Genomic DNA, 18,805 nt, shown 5'->3' with positions numbered 1-18,805 from the left:
AATTCTCTTTCATAAATCTTTATCTCTTTTCTATGGATTGTATTATCAATCGCCGGGCTGAGTTTTCCGCCAGTCATCGCTATTGGCTACCAGAACGATCTGAGGCGGAGAATATTGCTAATTTTGGGGCTTGTGCTAATTTTCCCGGCCATGGCCACAACTACGAGCTTTATGTTTCAATGGCTGGCCCGTTGGACGAGTACGGCATGGTCTTGAATCTTTCTGATGTGAAACATATTATTCGTCAAGAAGTAATTAAGCCGTTAAATTTTTCCTTTCTCAACCAGGCCTGGCCGGAGTTTCAACAAACCCTACCCACGACAGAATTTATTGCCTACGCCATTTGGCAGCGACTCTCCCCCCATCTCCCCCTTGTGAACATTCAACTTTATGAACATCCCCGGCTTTGGGCCGAGTACCAAGGAAATGCTATGGAAGCCTACTTATCTGTCAGTACCCACTTCAGTGCCGCCCACCGTCTTGCCCTCGATGACCTGAGCTTAGAAGACAATACAAAAATCTACGGCAAATGCGCCCGCCCCCATGGTCATGGCCACAACTATCATCTAGAGGTCACGATCAAGGGAGAAATCAACCCCCGCACCGGCATGATTGTGGATTTAGTCGCCCTAGAAGCATTGATCAAGGATCACATTGTTGAACCCTTTGACCATACATTTTTGAATAAAGACATTGCCTACTTTGCCCAGGTTGTCCCCACCGCCGAAAATATTGCCATTCACATTCGCGACCTTCTACAAGAACCAGTCCGGGGCCTGGGGGCGCAACTCCACAAAATTAAGCTGATTGAAAGCCCAAACAATTCCTGTGAAGTTCTCTGTAGTCATAACGCTCCTTCTTTGACTCGGACTGGGCTGCCCACCTCCCAGGTCGTAAATGCCTAACAGGGGCAAATGTTGATCAGTAATTTTCTCATCCAACGTTAAATTTTTATTATGCTCAACTTGTCTGTGCCTTGGGTCTTAGCCTGCTCCCTGTTCCTCGCCAGTTTCCTGATTTACTTTCCCTATGCTGTGGTTGCCTATGGTCGCTTCCAGGCCGGGTTTGATATTGCGGCCCCGCGGGCGTTGTTCGATAAATTATCACCGATGGCACAACGGGCGGCCTGGGCCCATCAAAACTCTTTTGAAACCTTTAGTCCCTTTGCCGCTGCCGTTCTAGTGGCCTTGGTGGCTGGGGTGACGAGTACCACTGCTGAAATTGCGGCCATAGCCTTTGTTATCAGTCGCTTTTTCTACTCTATTTGCTATATCGCCAATATTCCTCTGGGGCGTTCTCTAATGTTTGGGGTGGGAACTGCGGCGACAATCACGATCTTTCTAGAAGCAATTAACAAACTTTCCCCAGCTTAGATGCAGCCCCTAGAGGTGGGAATTTGCTACCTTACGAGCAGAAAATGTGCCCTCCCTACCCATGCTCACTCATAACCCTGATTTACTCATTCCGCCAACCGTTCAGACTGTCGCTGAGTTAACGGACTATATCCGGGGAATTCTCGAGCAGGATCCAGAACTGATTCAAGTCTGCGTGACGGGGGAGGTTTCCAGTGTAAATCCCTACCCGAGCGGCTTGTTCTTTACCCTCAGTGATCCCACGACTCAAGCCACAATCCAATGTGTGGTCTGGCAGTCTTCTCTGCGTAAATTAGTCACAACGCCTTCACCCGGTGAGCAAGTTATTATTATTGGTAGAATCCAGGTCTATGGAGCCCGGGGCACCTATCGCCTCACGGCCTGGCAGGTATTACCAGCTGGGGAAGGCTTACAAGCCCTGAGACTGAAGCAATTGAAAGATCGCCTCGCAGCTGCCGGATGCTTTGATCCAGAACGCAAACGCCCCCTCCCTAACCATCCTCAAGTCATTGCCGTTGTCACCTCTATGCGGGCCGCGGCCTGGGGGGATATTCAACGCACCCTCAAAAATCGTTATCCCGGCCTGAAGGTACTCCTGTCGCCCGCTTTAGTGCAGGGGGAGCTCGCGCCAGACTCGATTGTTGCTGCTCTTCAGCGGATACAGGCCGATGGCCGGGCCGAGGTGATTATTTTGTCCCGCGGGGGGGGAGCCAAAGAAGACTTAGGGTGTTTTAATGATGAGCGGGTTGTGCGGGCCATTGCTCAATGTCAGATACCGATTATTGCTGGGATTGGCCACCAACGGGATGAGACCCTCGCAGATTTAGCTGCCGATGTTTGCGCCCATACCCCCACTGCTGCGGCCCAATTAGCTGTTCCTAGTTTGGCTGACCTTTATCAAGAGCATCAGCAACGGGTGGCTAGACTCCAGACTGTGCTCCAGGTTCAGTGGCAAACCACCCACAGGATTTGGCAACAGCAACAGCAACGGCTTAAACGGGTTGGCATTCAGCAAACGCTGCACTGGGAACAACAACACCTTCAGCGTCTCAAAACCCAACTTCAGCAGGCAGCCCTTGGTGAATGGCAAAGGGAATCTCATCACCATCAACTCTTAAGGGAGCGATTGCAGGGCCTAAACCCCCAGGCCATTTTGAATCGGGGTTATGCGATTGCCTGTCAAGCATCAGGGCATACCGTCAGCCAGGCCAATGACCTCAAATCTGGGGAGCTTTTGACCCTCCACTTGGCTCAAGGACAGGTTAAAGTTCGAGTCGAAAAGATTATCCCCAGCTATGGCATGACCAACCCTTTAGTCGCCAACCAGGCCGGATTAAATAACCGCGATTGGTAGCGAGAGCCACTGTCACATAAAACCGTCACAATCGTATGGCCGGGGCCTAATTTTTCTGCTAAAGCCACCGCCGCCCCAACATTGATCCCCACCGAGCCACCCATAAACAGCCCATCTTGACGTAGGAGTTGATAGACCAGATCCACTGCTACTTGATCACTGACCCGAATCGCCTCATCAATCGGGACATTTTCCATGTTGGCCATGACCCGACTATTGCCAATCCCCTCGGTGATGGAGTTACCTTCTAATTTGATCTCCCCAGTTTTGGTGTAACTGTAAAGACCACTACCATAGGGATCCGCCAGAACAGTTTGAATAGCTGGATTTTTTTCTTTCAGGTAAAGAGCAACCCCGGCATAGGTTCCGCCCGTTCCTGTCGCTGCGACCCAAGCATCAATGTTTCCCTCTGTTTGCTGCCAAATTTCTGGGCCAGTCGTGACATAGTGGGCCTGGCGATTGGCTAAGTTATCAAACTGATTGGCCCAAATGGCATTGTCTAATTCCGCCGCCACCCGGCCTGAGAGCTTGACGTAATTATTAGGGTCTTTATAAGGAACAGCCGGTACGGTGCGAACTTCTGCCCCTAAAGTCCGAAGTGTATCAATTTTCTCCTGAGATTGAGTATCAGGAATAATAATCAAACATTTATAGCCCTTAGCATTACAAATATGGGCCAGGCCAATGCCCGTATTTCCGGCTGTCCCTTCGACAACAGTTCCCCCCGGTTTTAGCAACCCCTTGGCTTCGGCATCTTCAATGATGAACAAGGCCGCCCGATCCTTAACCGAACCCCCTGGATTGAGAAACTCCGCTTTGCCCAAAATTTCGCAGCCGGTGGCCTCGCTAACACTATTGAGACGAATCAGAGGGGTGTTACCGATGGTTTCCACAAAGCCGCGTTTGATATCCATGGGTTTTCAGGCTAACTACATCACTGCTGTTCTTATTGTTAACGATTAGGGGAAAATTAGGCCCACCCGCCAAAATCCGGTAAACTAGCAGGCAGTTTCTGATCTGGGAAATTAATTAAGGCCGCCCATGAGTCAAAGAGCTTGGCTAGAGTTTGTTAAGTCTGTGAGTAAACAAGGACTCAATATTAGTCCATCAATTCTGACGATTGGGCGGGCTGCGGATAACGACTTAGTCCTCAATGATATTGCTGTATCTCGCTACCATGCTCGGATTGAACGGGTAGAGGCCGGTTATGTTTTGGTTGATGTTGGCAGTAAGGCAGGGACGCGCCTGAACGATGCAAAGTTACAGTCAAATACACCCCACCCCCTAACTGACGGAGATTTGATTACTTTCGGTAATTCAGCATTGCGTTTTCGTTTGCGTTGGCAACACCAAGATGAGGGGCAAACAACTACTCAGTCTGATGAATTATTTCAACGCAATGGTCAAGTGCCAGTCCTAGAGGTGAATACCCGGAAGTGGTCGCAAAATTGGGGGATGATGGATGCCGTTTGCCTTTTGGGATCTCACCCGGCCTGTGATATTGCGGTGGAGGGAGTGGATATTGCTCCTTGTCATTTACGGATCAGAGATTGTGGTCATTACCTCGCGATTACAGATCTAACGGAGTTGCTGTCAACCTCTGAAACTCTGCTTCAGATTGGCGATGAATATGAACTTGCGGATAAAACGACTGTCATGTACATGGGTTTAGAGTATCCCCAACAGATTGATCGTCAGCCCCGTCAATTATTCTTCCTACCACCAACCGAGATTAATCCTGATGTTAAAGCCACCCTCCTCACCCCCAATCCCCAGGCCGTGGCAACTGCAACTGTGCCGATTAAAACCCTGTCATTAGTTGGAAATGTTGAATTTACAATCGGGCGTGATCCAGCCAATCATTTACAAATCAGTCACCCAACCGTTTCCCGTTTCCAGGCCAAGATTGAGCACCGTGGTCGCGAATTTATTCTGACCGATTTGGGTTCGAGTAATGGGACGTATATCAATGGGCGACGAGTGAGTGAACCAACTTTATTACGGGTTGGCGACAGTATCAGGATTGGCTGTGAACGCTTTGTCCTGAACATTGATGAAACCCTGACTCAATACTCCGAATCGGGACATTTACGCTTAGATGCGATCCATCTGAATCGAGTGGTGGGCAAAGAGATCACCATTCTCCATGATTTATCCTTATCAATTTTGCCCAAAGAGTTTGTGGCGATTTTGGGCGCGAGTGGTAGTGGTAAATCAACTCTGCTGGATGCACTGAATGGTCTGCGGCCCGCCACAACTGGCCTGGTCTTGGTCAATGGCACCAACTTTTATCGCAATTACCAGGCCTATCAAACCCAACTGGGCTATGTCCCCCAACGCAACATTATTCATGAGGAGCTTTCTGTTGCCCAGGCCCTAGATTATGCCGCCCGCCTCCGAATGCCCCCCGATACCACCCCCAATGAGCGGGCCGAACGGGTTCAGGCCGTCTTGAATGAGTTGGGGTTAAGCCATCGCCGCCATGTCCCAATTAGTCGCTTAAGTGGGGGACAACAACGCCGAGTGTGTATTGGCGCGGAACTGCTGACCCAGCCAAGTTTATTTTTCCTTGATGAAGCCACCTCTGGCCTGGATCCGGGGACTGAAGCGGACATGATGTTTCTGCTGCGGCAACTGGCGGATCAGGGGCGGACGATTTTATTGATTACCCATGCCACCCAAAATATTCGGGAGTGTGACTTAGTCATTTACATGGCTGAGGGGGGGCGCTTAGCGTACTTCGGGCCGCCGGAGCAAATGCTGAGTTATTTTCGCAGCACATTTACCGAGGAATTTGCCGGCCTGAAACTGGATGACTTTTCCGGGATTTATCGGGCCCTAGATCAGGAAAAAAATCCCCAGGCCCCGACTCCCCAGGCCCTAGAGCAAGCCTTTCGAGATTCCCAACTGTATCAAGACTATGTGGTGGCCCGCCAAACTGTCCTGCAAAATATCCCCGATGAACCTCCCAAACGAACCCAAAACCTACAGCCAGTCTTAAGAAATCACCTCTCGGCCTGGCAACAGTTTTTGATTTTGACGCGGCGGAATTTAGTCATTCTGAGCCAAGACCGGAGTAATTTAGCTCTGACGTTGTTAATTGCCCCGTTACTGGGAATGTTGGGCTTTGTCTCTTGGCAACGGGATGTATTTGATCCGCTCAACGGGAATGCTGGCCTGGCCTTGACGATGATTTTTGTTACGACTCTAATTGCGGTCATGATTGGGGCGATGACGACCATGCGGGATTTGGTCAAGGAGGTGGAAATCTACCGCCGCGAACGGATGATTGGCCTGCAATTAGTACCCTATGTTGGTTCTAAAGTTGCCATTGCCCTCGTTTTAGCCCTCTACCAGGCCGCGACCTACCTTCTAGTCACGAAGTTGGCCGTGGACATTCCTGGGGATTGGGGCATTACCTTTGCCATGTTTATCACCCTAGCCACGGCGATTTTTGGCGGGATGGCGATGGGATTGTTGGTCTCTGCCTTTGCTCCCAGTCAGAATATTGTTCCGTTGCTGATTTTGATGTTCCTCGTGCCCCAAATCATTTTTAGTGGCGGCATCCAACCCGTAGATTCCTTTGGCTGGCCAGGCCAGGTAATCAACCATTTGACCGTCATTAAATGGCCGTTTGAATCTATGGTGACGTTGACGGGCCTGGGGGAAGGCATTGCTACAGATCCGTGCTGGCAGGAATTAACTGAGGCTCAACGGGATAACCTCACGGAAGCTCAGCAACGATCCACTTGTACCTGTTATGGGCCAGGCTTATTTCAGACTTGTAATTTTCCGGGCATTAGAGCTAAATATGTCCCGCAGGTTGATGAACCGGAACCTACCCGCCCGCCCGCCCCTGCTTTTCCCACCAATCCGGCTAACTTTCCGGCCTACCAGGCCCAGATGGATCAATACCAGGCTGACCTGAAGGAGTGGGAGGACAACTATAGCGAATGGAACCGTCAACGCAGCCGAGCCATCAATGAAGCGGAGGGGACCCTCAATCGGTTTAATCAGGATCAAGGCTATATGTTCAATGTCAATGTCCGTGATCATTGGCGCAATCAAGGCCTGTTAATTTTGGTGATGTTGGTGGCTGTTCCCTTCTTCCAAAGACAGCGTGATTTTACAAAATAAGTGATCACTCATTGGCTCCAACTGTTTCCTGGTTAATAATGTTAATTCTCATAATTTAGGCAGTGGGAAATTCAACATAAAAGTGACCTAAGGGGCCTTGGCCAGAACCAATTGGATAGCTGTGTTTGAGAGCTTGGGTAACGAAATTCTTAGCCTTTTGAATGGCCGTTAGCGGTGTCTCACCCCAGGCCAGGTTGGCGGTAATTGCGGCGGCTAAAGTACATCCACTGCCATGGGTATGCGGAGTTTCAATCAGTTCGGTTTGGAAAGTTTCTAACTGTTGCGAACTAGCCCACACATCCAGGCCCCGGAGTTCGCCTGTCATGCCGCCCCCTTTAACCAAAACAGATCGGCAACCCAAAGCCAAAATTTTCTCAGCCGCTATTTTCATTTCGTTCAGAGTCGTGATTTCCATTTCTGCCAGAATTTGGGCCTCGTAACGGTTGGGGGTGAGAATCAAGGCCTGGGGAATTAAGCTGGATTTCAGGGCTGCAATTGTGGCTGAATCAACAAAAACTGACCCCGCCCGCGAGACCATAACCGGATCCACAACAATGTTGCTGAGGTTCAAAGTTTTCAGATGATTGGCAACTGTTTCGACCAATGGGGCATTGACGAGCACACCGGTTTTGAGCGCCTGAATTTTAAGATCACTTAGCAGGGCCTGGAATTGGGCACTTATGGATTCTGGACTCAGGGCATCCACCCGTTGCACACCGAGGGTATTTTGGGCGGTAACGGCCGTCACAACTACAGTCCCATGAACTCGATAACTGGCAAAGGTACGCAGATCGGCCTGGATTCCGGCCCCACCCCCACTATCGGAACCCGCAACCGTCAAAACCACCGGCGGGACAGTTTGGGAATTGGAAGCGGTAGGCAACTGCATGGCTGGCTATACTGGACATTAGATAAAGAATGGTGCAGATCAATCCTACCTTTCCCGTCTGACCATTCCTGACTTTATGTTAACTCCCTCTGTTTGGGATACTCAGCCCCATCTCGTTGCTTCAGCCTTAGCTAATCTCTTAAACAGCGTTTTAGTCCCCCGCAATATTCGGCCCACCGTTACGCACCAGGCCTGGGGGATCAATATCATGTTGAATGCGGCCCAAAGAATTAACCCGGTTCCGGCCATCTCTCTGATTCAAAAAGCCCTAGATAAACTCAACTTCCAAGAATCCTTAACCGTTCATCTTCAAGCCCGCTGTTTAGGGATTCCCGATTGGCAGACCAACTTTGAATTTACAGGCAGCAGCCCAGTCCCAGAGACCCCTCTAGCCAAAGCCAAACGAGAGATTCAGCCCTTCAAACCCACTACCGAAAAACCTCCCCTTTCCGCCAAAACCTTTGTCAACCGTCAACCTCTCACCCCCCCAGGAAAACAACCGCCGATTCCCTTAACCTTAGAATCCTTTTTTGCCCCAGGCCGGACATCTCCAGAACCATTAGAGCTTGATCCAACCCATCAGGAAACTAACCAAACCTCTGAATCTGAGCATCTGAAATCAATAGAGGCACTCCCTGAAGTTAAACCAGCCGCCCCGGCAATGACACCCGCGATCCACTCAGGGGAGACAGAAAAAAACTCAGAACTGACTACGGCCGAACTCCTCACCCATATTGAAGCCAAGCTGGAGGAAATTTTAACCCATCAATTTGCTGACCTGATCCCAGAGCCAGAGGATAATGCCAAACCGCCAGCTAACCAGGAATTACCGACAACTCAGCCCCCCTTATCCGAGACGTTTTCCCTTTTAGAAGCCATAGAATCACCTGAAATCCCTGCTTTGGATATGCATATACCTGGCCTGGCCACCCCTCCACCGCCAATAGAGCCAAAACCATTCCTGGACTCACTCACTACCGATCTTTGGGACGCAGAACTATCTCCAGGCCCTAATCCCCCCCAGGCCCCGGAGTCTCCAAACCCACAACCGGACGATTCTACTCCTCCCCGTAAAAAACTGCCTGATCAAGCTACCCCTGACTTAGACCCGGCCCAGAATCCCAATATCTTGCCCAAGTACACGATCCCAAAGATTGAACGAGTTCCCCGCGATCAAGAAGCGAAAGTAGTCGGGTTGACTGGGTTGGTGATGGGAGTTGGGTTTTGTGCCACCGGCCTGGGAACCGTGATTGGCCTGCCGATGGTGATTGGTGGAGCTTATATGATGGGGGATCAAGAAGTGTTGCGCGGCCCTTGTCCCCATTGTGGCCAACCCTTGAAAGTCCTACTCGGTAAAATGTGGCGATTTAGTTGTCCCACTTGTCAGGGTTTAGTTCAAATTAAAAATGGGCGATTCTATCAGGTTATCCAGAGTTAGTGGGCCATGGCCTGTTCAATTATGGAAGCTTAAGACAAAGGGAGTTCACTATGTCTATTGAGTTAGCTTTAGAAGAATGAAGCAATCAGGTAGTTCTTAATCACTATCTAACGGCCGACACTTGGTATAGGAAGAATTTATCTATTGCTTGGATTCAAGAGCCTAGCACACCATTTATTTATTAGATCAAAAATTCTTGCTGTTGCAACATTTCGGGGTTATATATAGAAATGATTGGTATAGTTTATAGTTAAACAATTTGATCAACCCCAATTAGGAGGATTAGAAAAATGACACCTCAATATTATTCTCTTTGGGATCAGATACGGCAACCTTTCAGGAAGCGATTAGTTTGGCTCCTGTGGTTTGTTACCTGGATTGGCTTGGTTACAGGTATGTTTGACCGAATGTTCTACGAGTATGTAGTTATCTTTTCTGCTGCCCATACCCTGCTAGTATTATTTCTTGTTCGTTTTCGATTGGTCGTATTTCCGGCGCAAGTCAGAATCGCATATTTTTGTTGGGTAGCTATTGGGACTTATGTTTCATACATGGTGATTCTGATGTACATAACTACTATCGGTCTTGCGGCAAATCTTTTCTTTAATTACTGCCCATTAGCCCGAATGATGTATCTGTTACCCTGGAATAGAGAAGAACCATTTTCTTTTGAACTCGTTGTACGCGTTTTCCTTTCGCCTCCGGTTATGGGGAAATTCAAACCATACTCCTCAGTGGCCTAAGGAAGAGAGATAGACTATCGAATAGAATGAGAATAACGTTCAGTTATCGCGTTACGCAGATTGTTCTGAGAGAGTAGAAGCCTTAAAAAGATTACCCATAAAGTATTTTATGACTTATCCCAATAAGAGCCCTAAATGAGTAAGGCTATAGTGAGTCATTGGTCTGGCAGAATCCTCTATTGACACTAGCTATTCCTTTTATTGATTCCCACTCCAAGTTTGCTTAAGAGAAATCTAAACAGGAGCCAGGCCAAGGGAGGTTTCAATTTTATCAATCACTAGATCGGCAATCACTTGAGTTCGATAGCGACAGGCCAGGGTTTCGGTGCAATTAAATGTGCCGTTTTCCCAATATTTATTACTCCCGGCTCCACCCCCACACAGGCCAAAATAATGACAAGTCGCTCGACATTGCGCCACTCCGGCCTGCATATCAGCATAAATCTGTTGAAACTTAGGGGTCTGACAAACATCCACTAAACTATCAGTCAGAACATTACCCAAAATAAAGTCACCATAGCGTTCTGTTTTGACCGAGAGTAACTCTGGATCAAAGGTAGAAAAGTTCCCTTGATAATCCACATTCAGAATCACGAAGGGATAATTCATATCGGTTTGTGTGAGGCGATCATTGGTATAGATCAAATTGCACATGGCCTCAAATTCCCGCACCCGAAAATTCCCCTGACTGGCTGTCACTAATTCCCAAAACCGATCCATAAATTGCCGATAGCGTAGTTCTATGCCAGTTTTATTGAGGGATGAGTGTTCATGGATCCCTTCTGTTTCTTCCATATTGAAACCCACATCCCGCAACTGATGCTGGTCAAAAAAATCATAGATTTCATCGGCATAACCTAGGGAGTCTGCGGTTAAAACGGCAATTACCGAAGGATAAATGTCATGATCATGGAGGCATTGAATTCCCCGCATCACCCCTTGATGACTGCCCAGGCCGGTTCGGGTTTGCCGATGGGCATCATGGAGAAAGGCTGGCCCGTCAATACTCACTCCCACATGAACCGGATAATCCTGAAATAGTTGACACCAGGCCGGGTTGATTAATAGGCCATTGGTTTGAAAGGAAATATCGAAGGTAATCCCCTGCTGGTTAAATTCATCACTCGTGGCCTGGATCACGTCAAAGGCCTGGCGATAGTAATCCACCGGGACAGATAAAGGTTCCCCCGCGTGCCAACAAATAGTGAAATGCTCACGGGCAAAGGGACTAGAAAAAATCCGCTGAAAAATTGGCTGAATTAAATCTAGGTCAAGGCGATTGTGCAGGTGACGATTGGGAAGATAGCAATAATCACAATCCAGATTACAAAAAGAGGTTGGCTGTAACACCAATAACCGTAAGGGGCCAAAGTTTGCCACATCTGTCGCCACGGACTGACTCAACTCTGGCTTTGTCGGGATACTGGCCTGGGGGCTATCTTGCAATCGGGTCATTTACCCACCTTACCAATTCCAAAAACTACCACCATCGCCCCAACCATTCCGCCAGGGATTCCAATTGGCAAATGCACCGCCGCCTGTCCCGTTTGCCCAACCCGGCCCGCTGGTGTTGACAAAGGTGCCGCGCCCCCCGTTGACCCAGCCCGGCCCCCGCGTATTAACAAAACCACCACCGCCACGGACATTATTTCCCCAGCCACCCCCGCGATTGTTCACCCAGCCGCCGCGATTATTCACATTGCCAAAGCCCCGCGCTAACCAGATATAGCTCTCTAAACCCTCAGCAACTGCATTAGGAGTTTCCGTCCATTGGGCAGCATTCATCTGGAGATGGTGGGAGATGCGGGACAGTCGTGTTTCTACGGGATTATTTGATTGGCTGTTATTGGCCTGGGGCGCATAGTCTGCCTGCGCGGCCGCTGAGGAAGGTGTGAGGGTGGCCAGAGCTAGAACAAATGCAGCCCAACTGAGGTGTGGAGAGTCAGCCATGAGTTAATTCCTAATTAAACGCAACTTCAGATCTAATACCGATTGATAAATCCGCTCCCATCTGCCCAGGCGTTACGCCAAGGATTAGCATTATTCACAAATGTACCCCCGCCCCCGCCGTTGACCCAGCCCGGCCCCCGAGAATTTCCAAAAGCTCCACCCCCGGCCGTATTTGCCCAGCCTGGCCCCCGAGTATTCGCAAAACCACCACCACCATTGTGAGCATTACCAAACCCCCCTCCGGCCCCACTGCCCCCTTCACCCCCGTTGAGTTCTGTCATGGCCGGAATTTGCTCCGGGGATAACTGAGCTTCTGTAGCTTTTAGGGTGTTGGTGATCCGGCTAAGGCGATGTTCAATTTGGTTAGGAGTAAGAGAGGCAGAATCCGGGGCCTGGGATAATTCCGCCAAGACAGGAGGACTGGTTAACGCCGCCAAGGTCATAACAAAGGCCGTCCAACTGAGGGAATTTGCGGGAGTCATCAGGGTTTCTCCTGTTTTCTGACGGTTGATGAAGCTCTTGCCCTATGCTATCCCATCCCTCCAACGGCTATCGAGATTGGGCTGAAATTTTCACACCCGCCCAGGCCATAGTCCGATTATTTGATTACAACGGATAACGCCGAAATTGCCTCCAACAGCCCCCGCGCCTTATTGAGGGTTTCTTGATATTCCTTTTCTGGTTCTGAATCTGCGACAATCCCTGCCCCGGCCTGAACAGAAACTTGTTGTTGCCCATGACCCAGGCCCCGCACGATCATGGTCCGAATCGTAATTGCTGTATTCAACTGCCCTTCAAAGTCGTAATAGCCATAGGCCCCGGAATACAGCCCCCGCCGACAGCCCTCCAATTCATGAATAATTTCCATGGCTCGAATTTTCGGCGCGCCGCTCACCGTTCCGGCGGGAAAACAGGCTTGCAAGAGATCCCAGGCCGTCTTGTCTTGGGCCAATTCCCCAATCACGTTACTGACAATGTGCATGACATGGGAATAGCGTTCAATCACCATCAATTCCGCCACCTTGACCGTGCCTTGGGTGCAGACCCGGCCTAAATCATTCCGGCCCAAATCCACCAACATGACGTGTTCGGCAATTTCCTTCGGATCTGCTAACAAATCCTCTGCCAAGGCCTGGTCTTCTGAGGGGGTCTGGCCGCGGGGGCGAGTGCCGGCAATCGGGCGAACGGTGGCCTGGAGTTGACCGGGGTGATCAGGAGAATGTTCGGCTTTAACCATGACTTCTGGGCTAGAGCCAATCAACTGCCAATCCCCAAACTGAAAATAGGCCATGTAAGGGGAAGGATTAATGAGCCGCAGTGACCGATATAAGCCAAAAGGATCGCCCCTGTAGGTCGTGGTTAGCCGTTGGGAGAGCACCACCTGGAAAATGTCACCGGCCCGAATATAGTCTTTGGCCGTTTCAACATTTTTGCAAAACTCGGCGGGGCTGACATTGCTGGTAAAGCTGGGGGTGATTTTCTCCGGTTGCCAGGCCAGGAGGGTATCTTGGATTGCTAGAGGGGTTTGCAATTTTTGGGTCAGGTGTTCTAAACGGCGACAGGCCTGGTCATAGGCAGTTTTCACATCCGGGGCCTGGCGTAAATCCCCATACACTACGGCCCAAATCTTGCGCTTCACCTGATCAAAAATCAATAACTGATCCACCTGCATCCACAGGCCATCGGGTAAATCATCAGACTGGCCTGGATAAATCGGCACACGGGGTTCAATCCAATGAATCAACTCATAGCCCCAGGCCCCAAATAGGCCGCCAATTCCCAGGGGCAGTTCTGGTAGCTTGACGGGATGGTAGGGAGCCAGGCACTGGGACAAAATTTCAAAGGGATTGCCGCAAAAGGTCTCAACGCTGCCATTTCGATGAGTTCGGGTTGTCTGTGTCCCCCGTGTTTCTAAGACCCAAAGGGGATCGCAGCCCAAAAGACTATAGCGGCCCAGATGTTCACCCCCTTCCACAGATTCCAACAAGAAACTATAGGGTTGTCCGGCACAGAACCGATACCAGGCCGAGACCGGGGTTTCTAAGTCCGCGATCCACTCCCGATAAACCGGAATAAAGTTCCCTTGGGTGGCAAGGTGGTGAAACTGATTAAAATCGGGAAAAATCATGGGACAGCCCAGATGATGGGGCAATAAATTCGACTAGAGTGCGCTGTTATCGTATCTTGCCGTAGTCATGGGGACAGCCGCAATCTCCCCAGATTCCAGAAATAGGTGAGCTTAGTTCGAGGGGTCGGTGTTGGTATGGCAAAATAAAGATTCCTTCAGTATTGCCTATATGTTTGATGCCTTAGCGGATCGTCTGGAGTCGGCCTGGAAATCCTTACGGGGCCAGGACAAAATTAGCGAGACGAACATTCAGGATGCTTTGCGGGAAGTGCGGCGGGCCTTGCTGGAAGCGGATGTAAACTTGCAGGTCGTCAAAACCTTTATTGAAGAGGTACGCCAACGGGCCTTAGGAGCCGAAGTTGTGGCCGGAGTCCGCCCGGATCAGCAGTTTATCAAGATTGTTTACGATGAACTGGTCACGGTGATGGGGGAAAGTAATGTCCCGCTCGCCCAGGCCAGCCAGGCTCCTACGGTCATTCTTATGGCCGGGTTACAAGGGGCCGGAAAAACCACTGCCACCGCCAAACTAGCCCTTCACCTCCGCAAAGAAAACCGCACCACTCTTCTAGTGGCCACCGATATTTATCGCCCTGCCGCCATTGACCAGCTTTTAACGCTTGGAAAACAAATTAATGTCCCGGTGTTTGAGCTAGGCACTGAGGTTAATCCGGTTGAAATTGCCCGCCAGGGGATTGCCAAGGGTCGGGAATTAGGCGTTGATACCGTCATTGTGGATACGGCCGGGCGGTTACAAATTGATGCCGACATGATGGCGGAGTTGGGGGACATTAAAAAGACAGTCACCCCCGATGAAGTGCTTCTGGTTGTGGATGCCATGACCGGACAAGAGGCGGCCAACCTAACCCAGGCGTTCCATGAGCAGATCGGTATTACGGGGGCGATTCTCACCAAAATGGATGGGGATACCCGCGGTGGGGCAGCCTTGTCGGTGCGGCAAATTTCCGGGCAACCGATTAAGTTCATTGGGGTGGGTGAAAAAGTTGAAGCCCTGCAGCCCTTTTATCCAGATCGCCTCGCCTCACGGATTTTGGGGATGGGGGATGTACTGACCCTGGTAGAAAAAGCCCAGGAAGAAGTGGACTTGGCCGATGCCGAGAACATGACTCGGAAAATCCTCGAAGCTCAATTTGACTTTAATGACTTCCTCAAGCAAACCCGCCTCCTCAAAAATATGGGTTCCTTGGGGGGAATTATGAAACTGATTCCGGGGATGGGCAAAATCTCCAACGAACAACTCGAGCAAGGGGAATCCCAACTCAAGCGGGCGGAATCTATGATTAATTCCATGACGCGGCAAGAACGGGAAAATCCGCAACTTTTGGCCAACTCTCCCAGTCGCAAAAAACGGGTCGCCCAAGGTTCCGGTCATAAATTAGAAGATGTGGCCAAGCTCGTCTCAGACTTTCAACGGATGCGCTCCATGATGCAGCAAATGGGCCAAGGGGGGATGCCCGGAATGCCAGGCCTGGGAAATCCGTTTGGGGGTGGGGGAATGCCAATGCCAGGCCAGGGGGGATATCCAGGTGGACGACCGGGAGCAGGCAAGAAACCGAAAAAACAAAAGAAACGGAAAGGCTTTGGTGTACTTTAGACCCCAAAAATCAATCCCTAAGTACTTAAAACGCAACTTGGTCTTTAATTCGCTCTAGTATTTTGGGGCCAATACCGGGAACTGCATCAAGATCATCTAGGGATGTAAAAGGTTTCCCAGATCGGGCCTTGACAATCGCCGCGGCAACTTTGGGGCCAACTCCCGGCAAGTCTGTTAACTCTGACTCAGAGGCCGTATTGACATTGATCTTGCTCCCGGTTGCACTCGTAGAACGCTCATTAGCGGATTCGCGGCGGGTACTGCTTGGCGCACTAGTTGAGGCTGATTGGTCACTAGCTGGAGTTTTGGTGCGGGGTTTGCGGGGCGGCTTAGGGGCCGTAGTGGTGGATTCATCGCCTGCTCCTATATCTGGAAGCGTCACTACACCACTTTCTTCCGAACTCACAGAAGTCCGTTGCCGACTTGAGCCAGTAGCCGCCGTCCGGGTTTCAATTTTGCCGTCACAGTCTTGTAATTGTTTGGCAATTTTGGTTTTGATCCCATCCGGTAAGCCCAGCTTGGCATTGGCATAGAGTCGCTCAAATTCCCGGACATAATGAGCCGCTACAGTCGGGTGATACACCACAAGCAGATATTCGTCATTGCCTCGGTTTGCCGCTTCTGACCAGTTGTGAGACCCCATAATCACCGTTTGGCTATCAATGACCCCATATTTGTGGTGCAGCTTGTCCCCCTTGGGTAAATCAGGTGTTCCGACTGTTTGAATTGGGTTAGTCCAAGGCCGGTTGCCCGCTTCGTAGTAACATTTTCCCCGCTTGGCCTGACCTGTATTCGCCATTGCCACCCCGAGCATATCCAGAGCCTCACTAAAATCTCGATAGACAAAGCCGGGATCTACCAACGTCCGAATCCCAATACCGCTGCTATGCTTGGCTTCTAAGGTATTGACCAGTTGCTGATCGGAAAAAACAAACAGAGCCATATCAATGGATTTGCGAGCCGTGGTAAAGACATGGTTAATCAAGCCATTGGTGGTGTCTTCCCAAGGAATGCGGCGGGAGGCAGGGGAAAATTTCACATCCACTGTGGCATCGCCAATTTGCACACGCTGGGTTGGCCGAAAAGGCTTTTTGACCCCAAACAGGCTATCCAGTTTTCCCCCAGGCCCATCTCCCCACATGATGTTAAATTCTTCGATAAACAAAGCAGCTAATTGGGGGCTGTCAATATCCAGCAACGAGTTAGCATTCCCGCGGGTATCCGGCGCACCAATGTCCCCATGCACATCACTGAGGGTAAAGTTGGCTGAAGTGGCAATCACCTGTTGTCCATCAATGACGATAAACTTGTGGTGCATCAGCATACTGCCTGCCGAGCCATCCGCTGTATCATCAATCCAAGGAACTCCCCCCTGATTCAGAATCGTAATCGCATCTCGTTCCCCTAGTTCGGAGTCCGAGGCCCGCCCATCTCCATTGGTATCGACAAGGTTCAGCCAATCTCGATAGCGATCTTGCATGTGGGAGCCAAGGCTATCTAATTCTCCCTGGCTGTAGCTAGCCCAAGTGCGGGAATAGGTATTTTCCATTACGACCCGGACATTCACCCCGGCTTTTTTGCGCTCCACCAAGGCCTGGGCCAGGAGGGGTAAACGAAATTCCTGCACCGCAAAGTCAATCGAAAATTTTGCCCCTTTAATCCCATCAATCATGATCTGCTCAAAGTTCTCCCCTTCTCGGGTCATGTCTCGATAAGGTTCGGTATAGGTAAAGGCCTGGTCATGATTCATGTGGGCCTTGATGTAGGGATGTTGTGGTAAAGGTGAAAGCCCCCCAATCTTGAGTTCTTCCCGCTGGCACTGAGTTACACCAATCAGAGCAATTAACAGGCCAATGAGAAATAAGATTCCAGAGCGCCAATGTTTACGCAGGAACTTGACAACGTTTTGGGGAGGGGTAAACATAACTCCAGGCCTGGGTAGCGATAACTAAAAACGGCAGCAGGCAAGACTATGGGATGAAGTGAGATAAAATATTATCGAAATCAGAAAATCTGTGTTTAAAGTTATGCCAACTATAGGTGAACTTCGTAAAGTTGACGTTAAGGGTGGGTGGACATGAGTGAAATTCCCCAATACTTTGTTGAAGTGACCTTTACAGATGCAGGTGAGGTGGTTTGGGATCATCTCACCCGGAGTCTTGGCTTAGTGGAATGTTATACCCAACCCCAGGCCATTGCCGTTGCCCAATTTTTTGCTGACCATCCTCTGGTTGAATTAGCGACTGTCTTAGTGGAAACTGAATCGGAAGCCCCCCGCCCCATTTGGTCATCAGATGCTCGCACCCGGCAAAAATATCAACACGCCGAACGCCAGCGCCAAGAAGCCATCGAAATTCTGGGGGATGATTCCCAGTCCTTTCAAGAATGGTTAGTCCGGGAGGATGAAGGAGATGAATATTAAAGATTGGGGAGAGTGATGTCCTCAGGCCTACTGACAAAAAAAGCAATCCCCGCCGAGCAACGGTTGGTTTTACATGGGGTGAGTTGGCTGACCTATCAAGCCCTCCTGGCGGAAATTCTTGCGCAACAACGTCCCCGTATCGCCTACGACAACGGACAATTAGAGATTATGGTGCCTTTGCCAGAACATGAGTCCTACAAGCGGATCATCGGGCGAATGATTGAAGCAACAACGGAAGAACTAGGGATTGAAATTCGTAGCTTGGGGTCTTGTACTTGGAGTCGCGCTGATTTAGCCCGCGGGATTGAGGCCGATGAGTGTTATTACATTCAGCATGAAGGAATTGTCCGAGGGCAGATGCAACTGGACTTAGCAACCGATCCACCCCCCGACTTGGTCCTAGAAATTGACATCACCAGCAGTTCCTTAAATCGGATTGAAATTTATAAACTCTTGGGAGTTACGGAGATTTGGCGATTTGATGGGCGGGAACTGCTGTTTTATGTCCTGTCTGCCAATGGCTATCAAACCGTTGAACAGTCGGCGGCATTGCCTCTATTGCCCAGGCCAGAGGTGTTAGAGATGATTCAGCAAGCTTCGGAGATGGGAGAAACAACCTGGCTCAAAAGCGTCCGGCAACGGATTCAACGGTTAATCAAGGGAAACAGGGAATAAACAGGGTGACTAAAACCGGCCCTCAGTTTCTTAGGGTTACTCTGTTAAGACAAATAGAACCAGCCAAAATAAGCGAATCAAGGG

Annotated in this window: 15 protein-coding genes; 8 read left to right on the top strand and 7 right to left on the bottom strand. The window is 50.0% G+C overall.

What is annotated here, in order from left to right; genetic code table 11:
* Positions 1–32: 32 nt before the first annotated feature.
* The 3 genes from SYN6312_RS10850 to xseA are packed head-to-tail and all read left to right on the top strand — an operon-like array spanning position 33 to position 2,727.
* Complete coding sequence (locus SYN6312_RS10850; protein ID WP_015124925.1) at positions 33–905, top strand: 6-carboxytetrahydropterin synthase; 873 nt, start codon at positions 33–35, stop codon at positions 903–905.
* A 51-nt stretch (positions 906–956) separates the two neighbouring features.
* Complete coding sequence (locus SYN6312_RS10845; RefSeq protein WP_015124924.1) at positions 957–1,373, top strand: MAPEG family protein; 417 nt, start codon at positions 957–959, stop codon at positions 1,371–1,373.
* A gap of 46 nt (positions 1,374–1,419) precedes the next feature.
* Complete coding sequence (gene xseA / locus SYN6312_RS10840) at positions 1,420–2,727, top strand: exodeoxyribonuclease VII large subunit (RefSeq protein ID WP_253276339.1); 1,308 nt, start codon at positions 1,420–1,422, stop codon at positions 2,725–2,727.
* Here xseA and SYN6312_RS10835 read toward each other — a convergent pair.
* A complete protein-coding gene (locus tag SYN6312_RS10835; protein ID WP_015124922.1) occupies positions 2,667–3,641 on the bottom strand; it encodes a cysteine synthase A in 975 nt (324 codons plus the stop codon). The genes xseA and SYN6312_RS10835 overlap by 61 nt on opposite strands.
* 127 nt (positions 3,642–3,768) lie before the next feature.
* Here SYN6312_RS10835 and SYN6312_RS10830 point away from each other — a divergent pair, with 127 nt between their 5' ends.
* A complete protein-coding gene (locus tag SYN6312_RS10830) occupies positions 3,769–6,864 on the top strand; it encodes an FHA domain-containing protein (RefSeq protein ID WP_015124921.1) in 3,096 nt (1,031 codons plus the stop codon).
* 55 nt (positions 6,865–6,919) lie between these two features.
* On the opposite strand, the gene thiD is transcribed toward SYN6312_RS10830, so the two are convergent.
* A complete protein-coding gene (gene thiD / locus SYN6312_RS10825) occupies positions 6,920–7,753 on the bottom strand; it encodes a bifunctional hydroxymethylpyrimidine kinase/phosphomethylpyrimidine kinase (RefSeq protein WP_015124920.1) in 834 nt (277 codons plus the stop codon).
* A 76-nt stretch (positions 7,754–7,829) separates the two neighbouring features.
* On the opposite strand from thiD, the gene SYN6312_RS10820 reads away from it, so the two are divergent.
* A complete protein-coding gene (locus SYN6312_RS10820) occupies positions 7,830–9,191 on the top strand; it encodes a hypothetical protein (RefSeq protein WP_015124919.1) in 1,362 nt (453 codons plus the stop codon).
* 977 nt (positions 9,192–10,168) lie between these two features.
* On the opposite strand, the gene grrM is transcribed toward SYN6312_RS10820, so the two are convergent.
* The 4 genes from grrM to trpE all read right to left on the bottom strand — a co-directional run bounded on the left by grrM (position 10,169) and on the right by trpE (position 14,012).
* The gene (gene grrM / locus SYN6312_RS10810; protein ID WP_015124917.1) at positions 10,169–11,389 is read right to left on the bottom strand and encodes a cyclophane-forming radical SAM/SPASM peptide maturase GrrM/OscB; all 1,221 of its coding nucleotides are present in this window, start codon (positions 11,387–11,389) and stop codon (positions 10,169–10,171) included.
* A gap of 9 nt (positions 11,390–11,398) precedes the next feature.
* Complete coding sequence (grrA, locus tag SYN6312_RS10805) at positions 11,399–11,884, bottom strand: GrrA/OscA1 family cyclophane-containing rSAM-modified RiPP (RefSeq protein WP_015124916.1); 486 nt, start codon at positions 11,882–11,884, stop codon at positions 11,399–11,401.
* Positions 11,885–11,916: 32 nt separating this feature from the next.
* Complete coding sequence (gene grrA / locus SYN6312_RS10800) at positions 11,917–12,366, bottom strand: GrrA/OscA1 family cyclophane-containing rSAM-modified RiPP (RefSeq protein WP_015124915.1); 450 nt, start codon at positions 12,364–12,366, stop codon at positions 11,917–11,919.
* A 116-nt stretch (positions 12,367–12,482) separates the two neighbouring features.
* Positions 12,483–14,012 (bottom strand): anthranilate synthase component I, encoded by a 1,530-nt coding sequence (gene trpE, locus SYN6312_RS10795; protein ID WP_015124914.1) that lies wholly within the window; start codon positions 14,010–14,012, stop codon positions 12,483–12,485.
* Positions 14,013–14,181: 169 nt separating this feature from the next.
* Between trpE and ffh the strand changes: the two genes are divergently transcribed.
* Positions 14,182–15,624, top strand: coding sequence for a signal recognition particle protein (gene ffh, locus SYN6312_RS10790; RefSeq protein WP_015124913.1), 1,443 nt, complete (start codon positions 14,182–14,184; stop codon positions 15,622–15,624).
* Between the two features lie 25 nt (positions 15,625–15,649).
* On the opposite strand, the gene SYN6312_RS10785 is transcribed toward ffh, so the two are convergent.
* Positions 15,650–17,548, bottom strand: coding sequence for a phospholipase D-like domain-containing protein (locus SYN6312_RS10785; RefSeq protein ID WP_015124912.1), 1,899 nt, complete (start codon positions 17,546–17,548; stop codon positions 15,650–15,652).
* A gap of 153 nt (positions 17,549–17,701) precedes the next feature.
* Between SYN6312_RS10785 and SYN6312_RS10780 the strand changes: the two genes are divergently transcribed.
* Complete coding sequence (locus SYN6312_RS10780) at positions 17,702–18,046, top strand: hypothetical protein (protein ID WP_015124911.1); 345 nt, start codon at positions 17,702–17,704, stop codon at positions 18,044–18,046.
* A gap of 15 nt (positions 18,047–18,061) precedes the next feature.
* A complete protein-coding gene (locus tag SYN6312_RS10775; RefSeq protein WP_015124910.1) occupies positions 18,062–18,721 on the top strand; it encodes a Uma2 family endonuclease in 660 nt (219 codons plus the stop codon).
* Positions 18,722–18,805 lie beyond the last annotated feature (84 nt).

The sequence above is a fragment of the Synechococcus sp. PCC 6312 genome (genome assembly GCF_000316685.1).
Taxonomy (GTDB): domain Bacteria; phylum Cyanobacteriota; class Cyanobacteriia; order Thermosynechococcales; family Thermosynechococcaceae; genus Pseudocalidococcus.
This window is presented reverse-complemented; position numbering and strand designations above follow the sequence as displayed.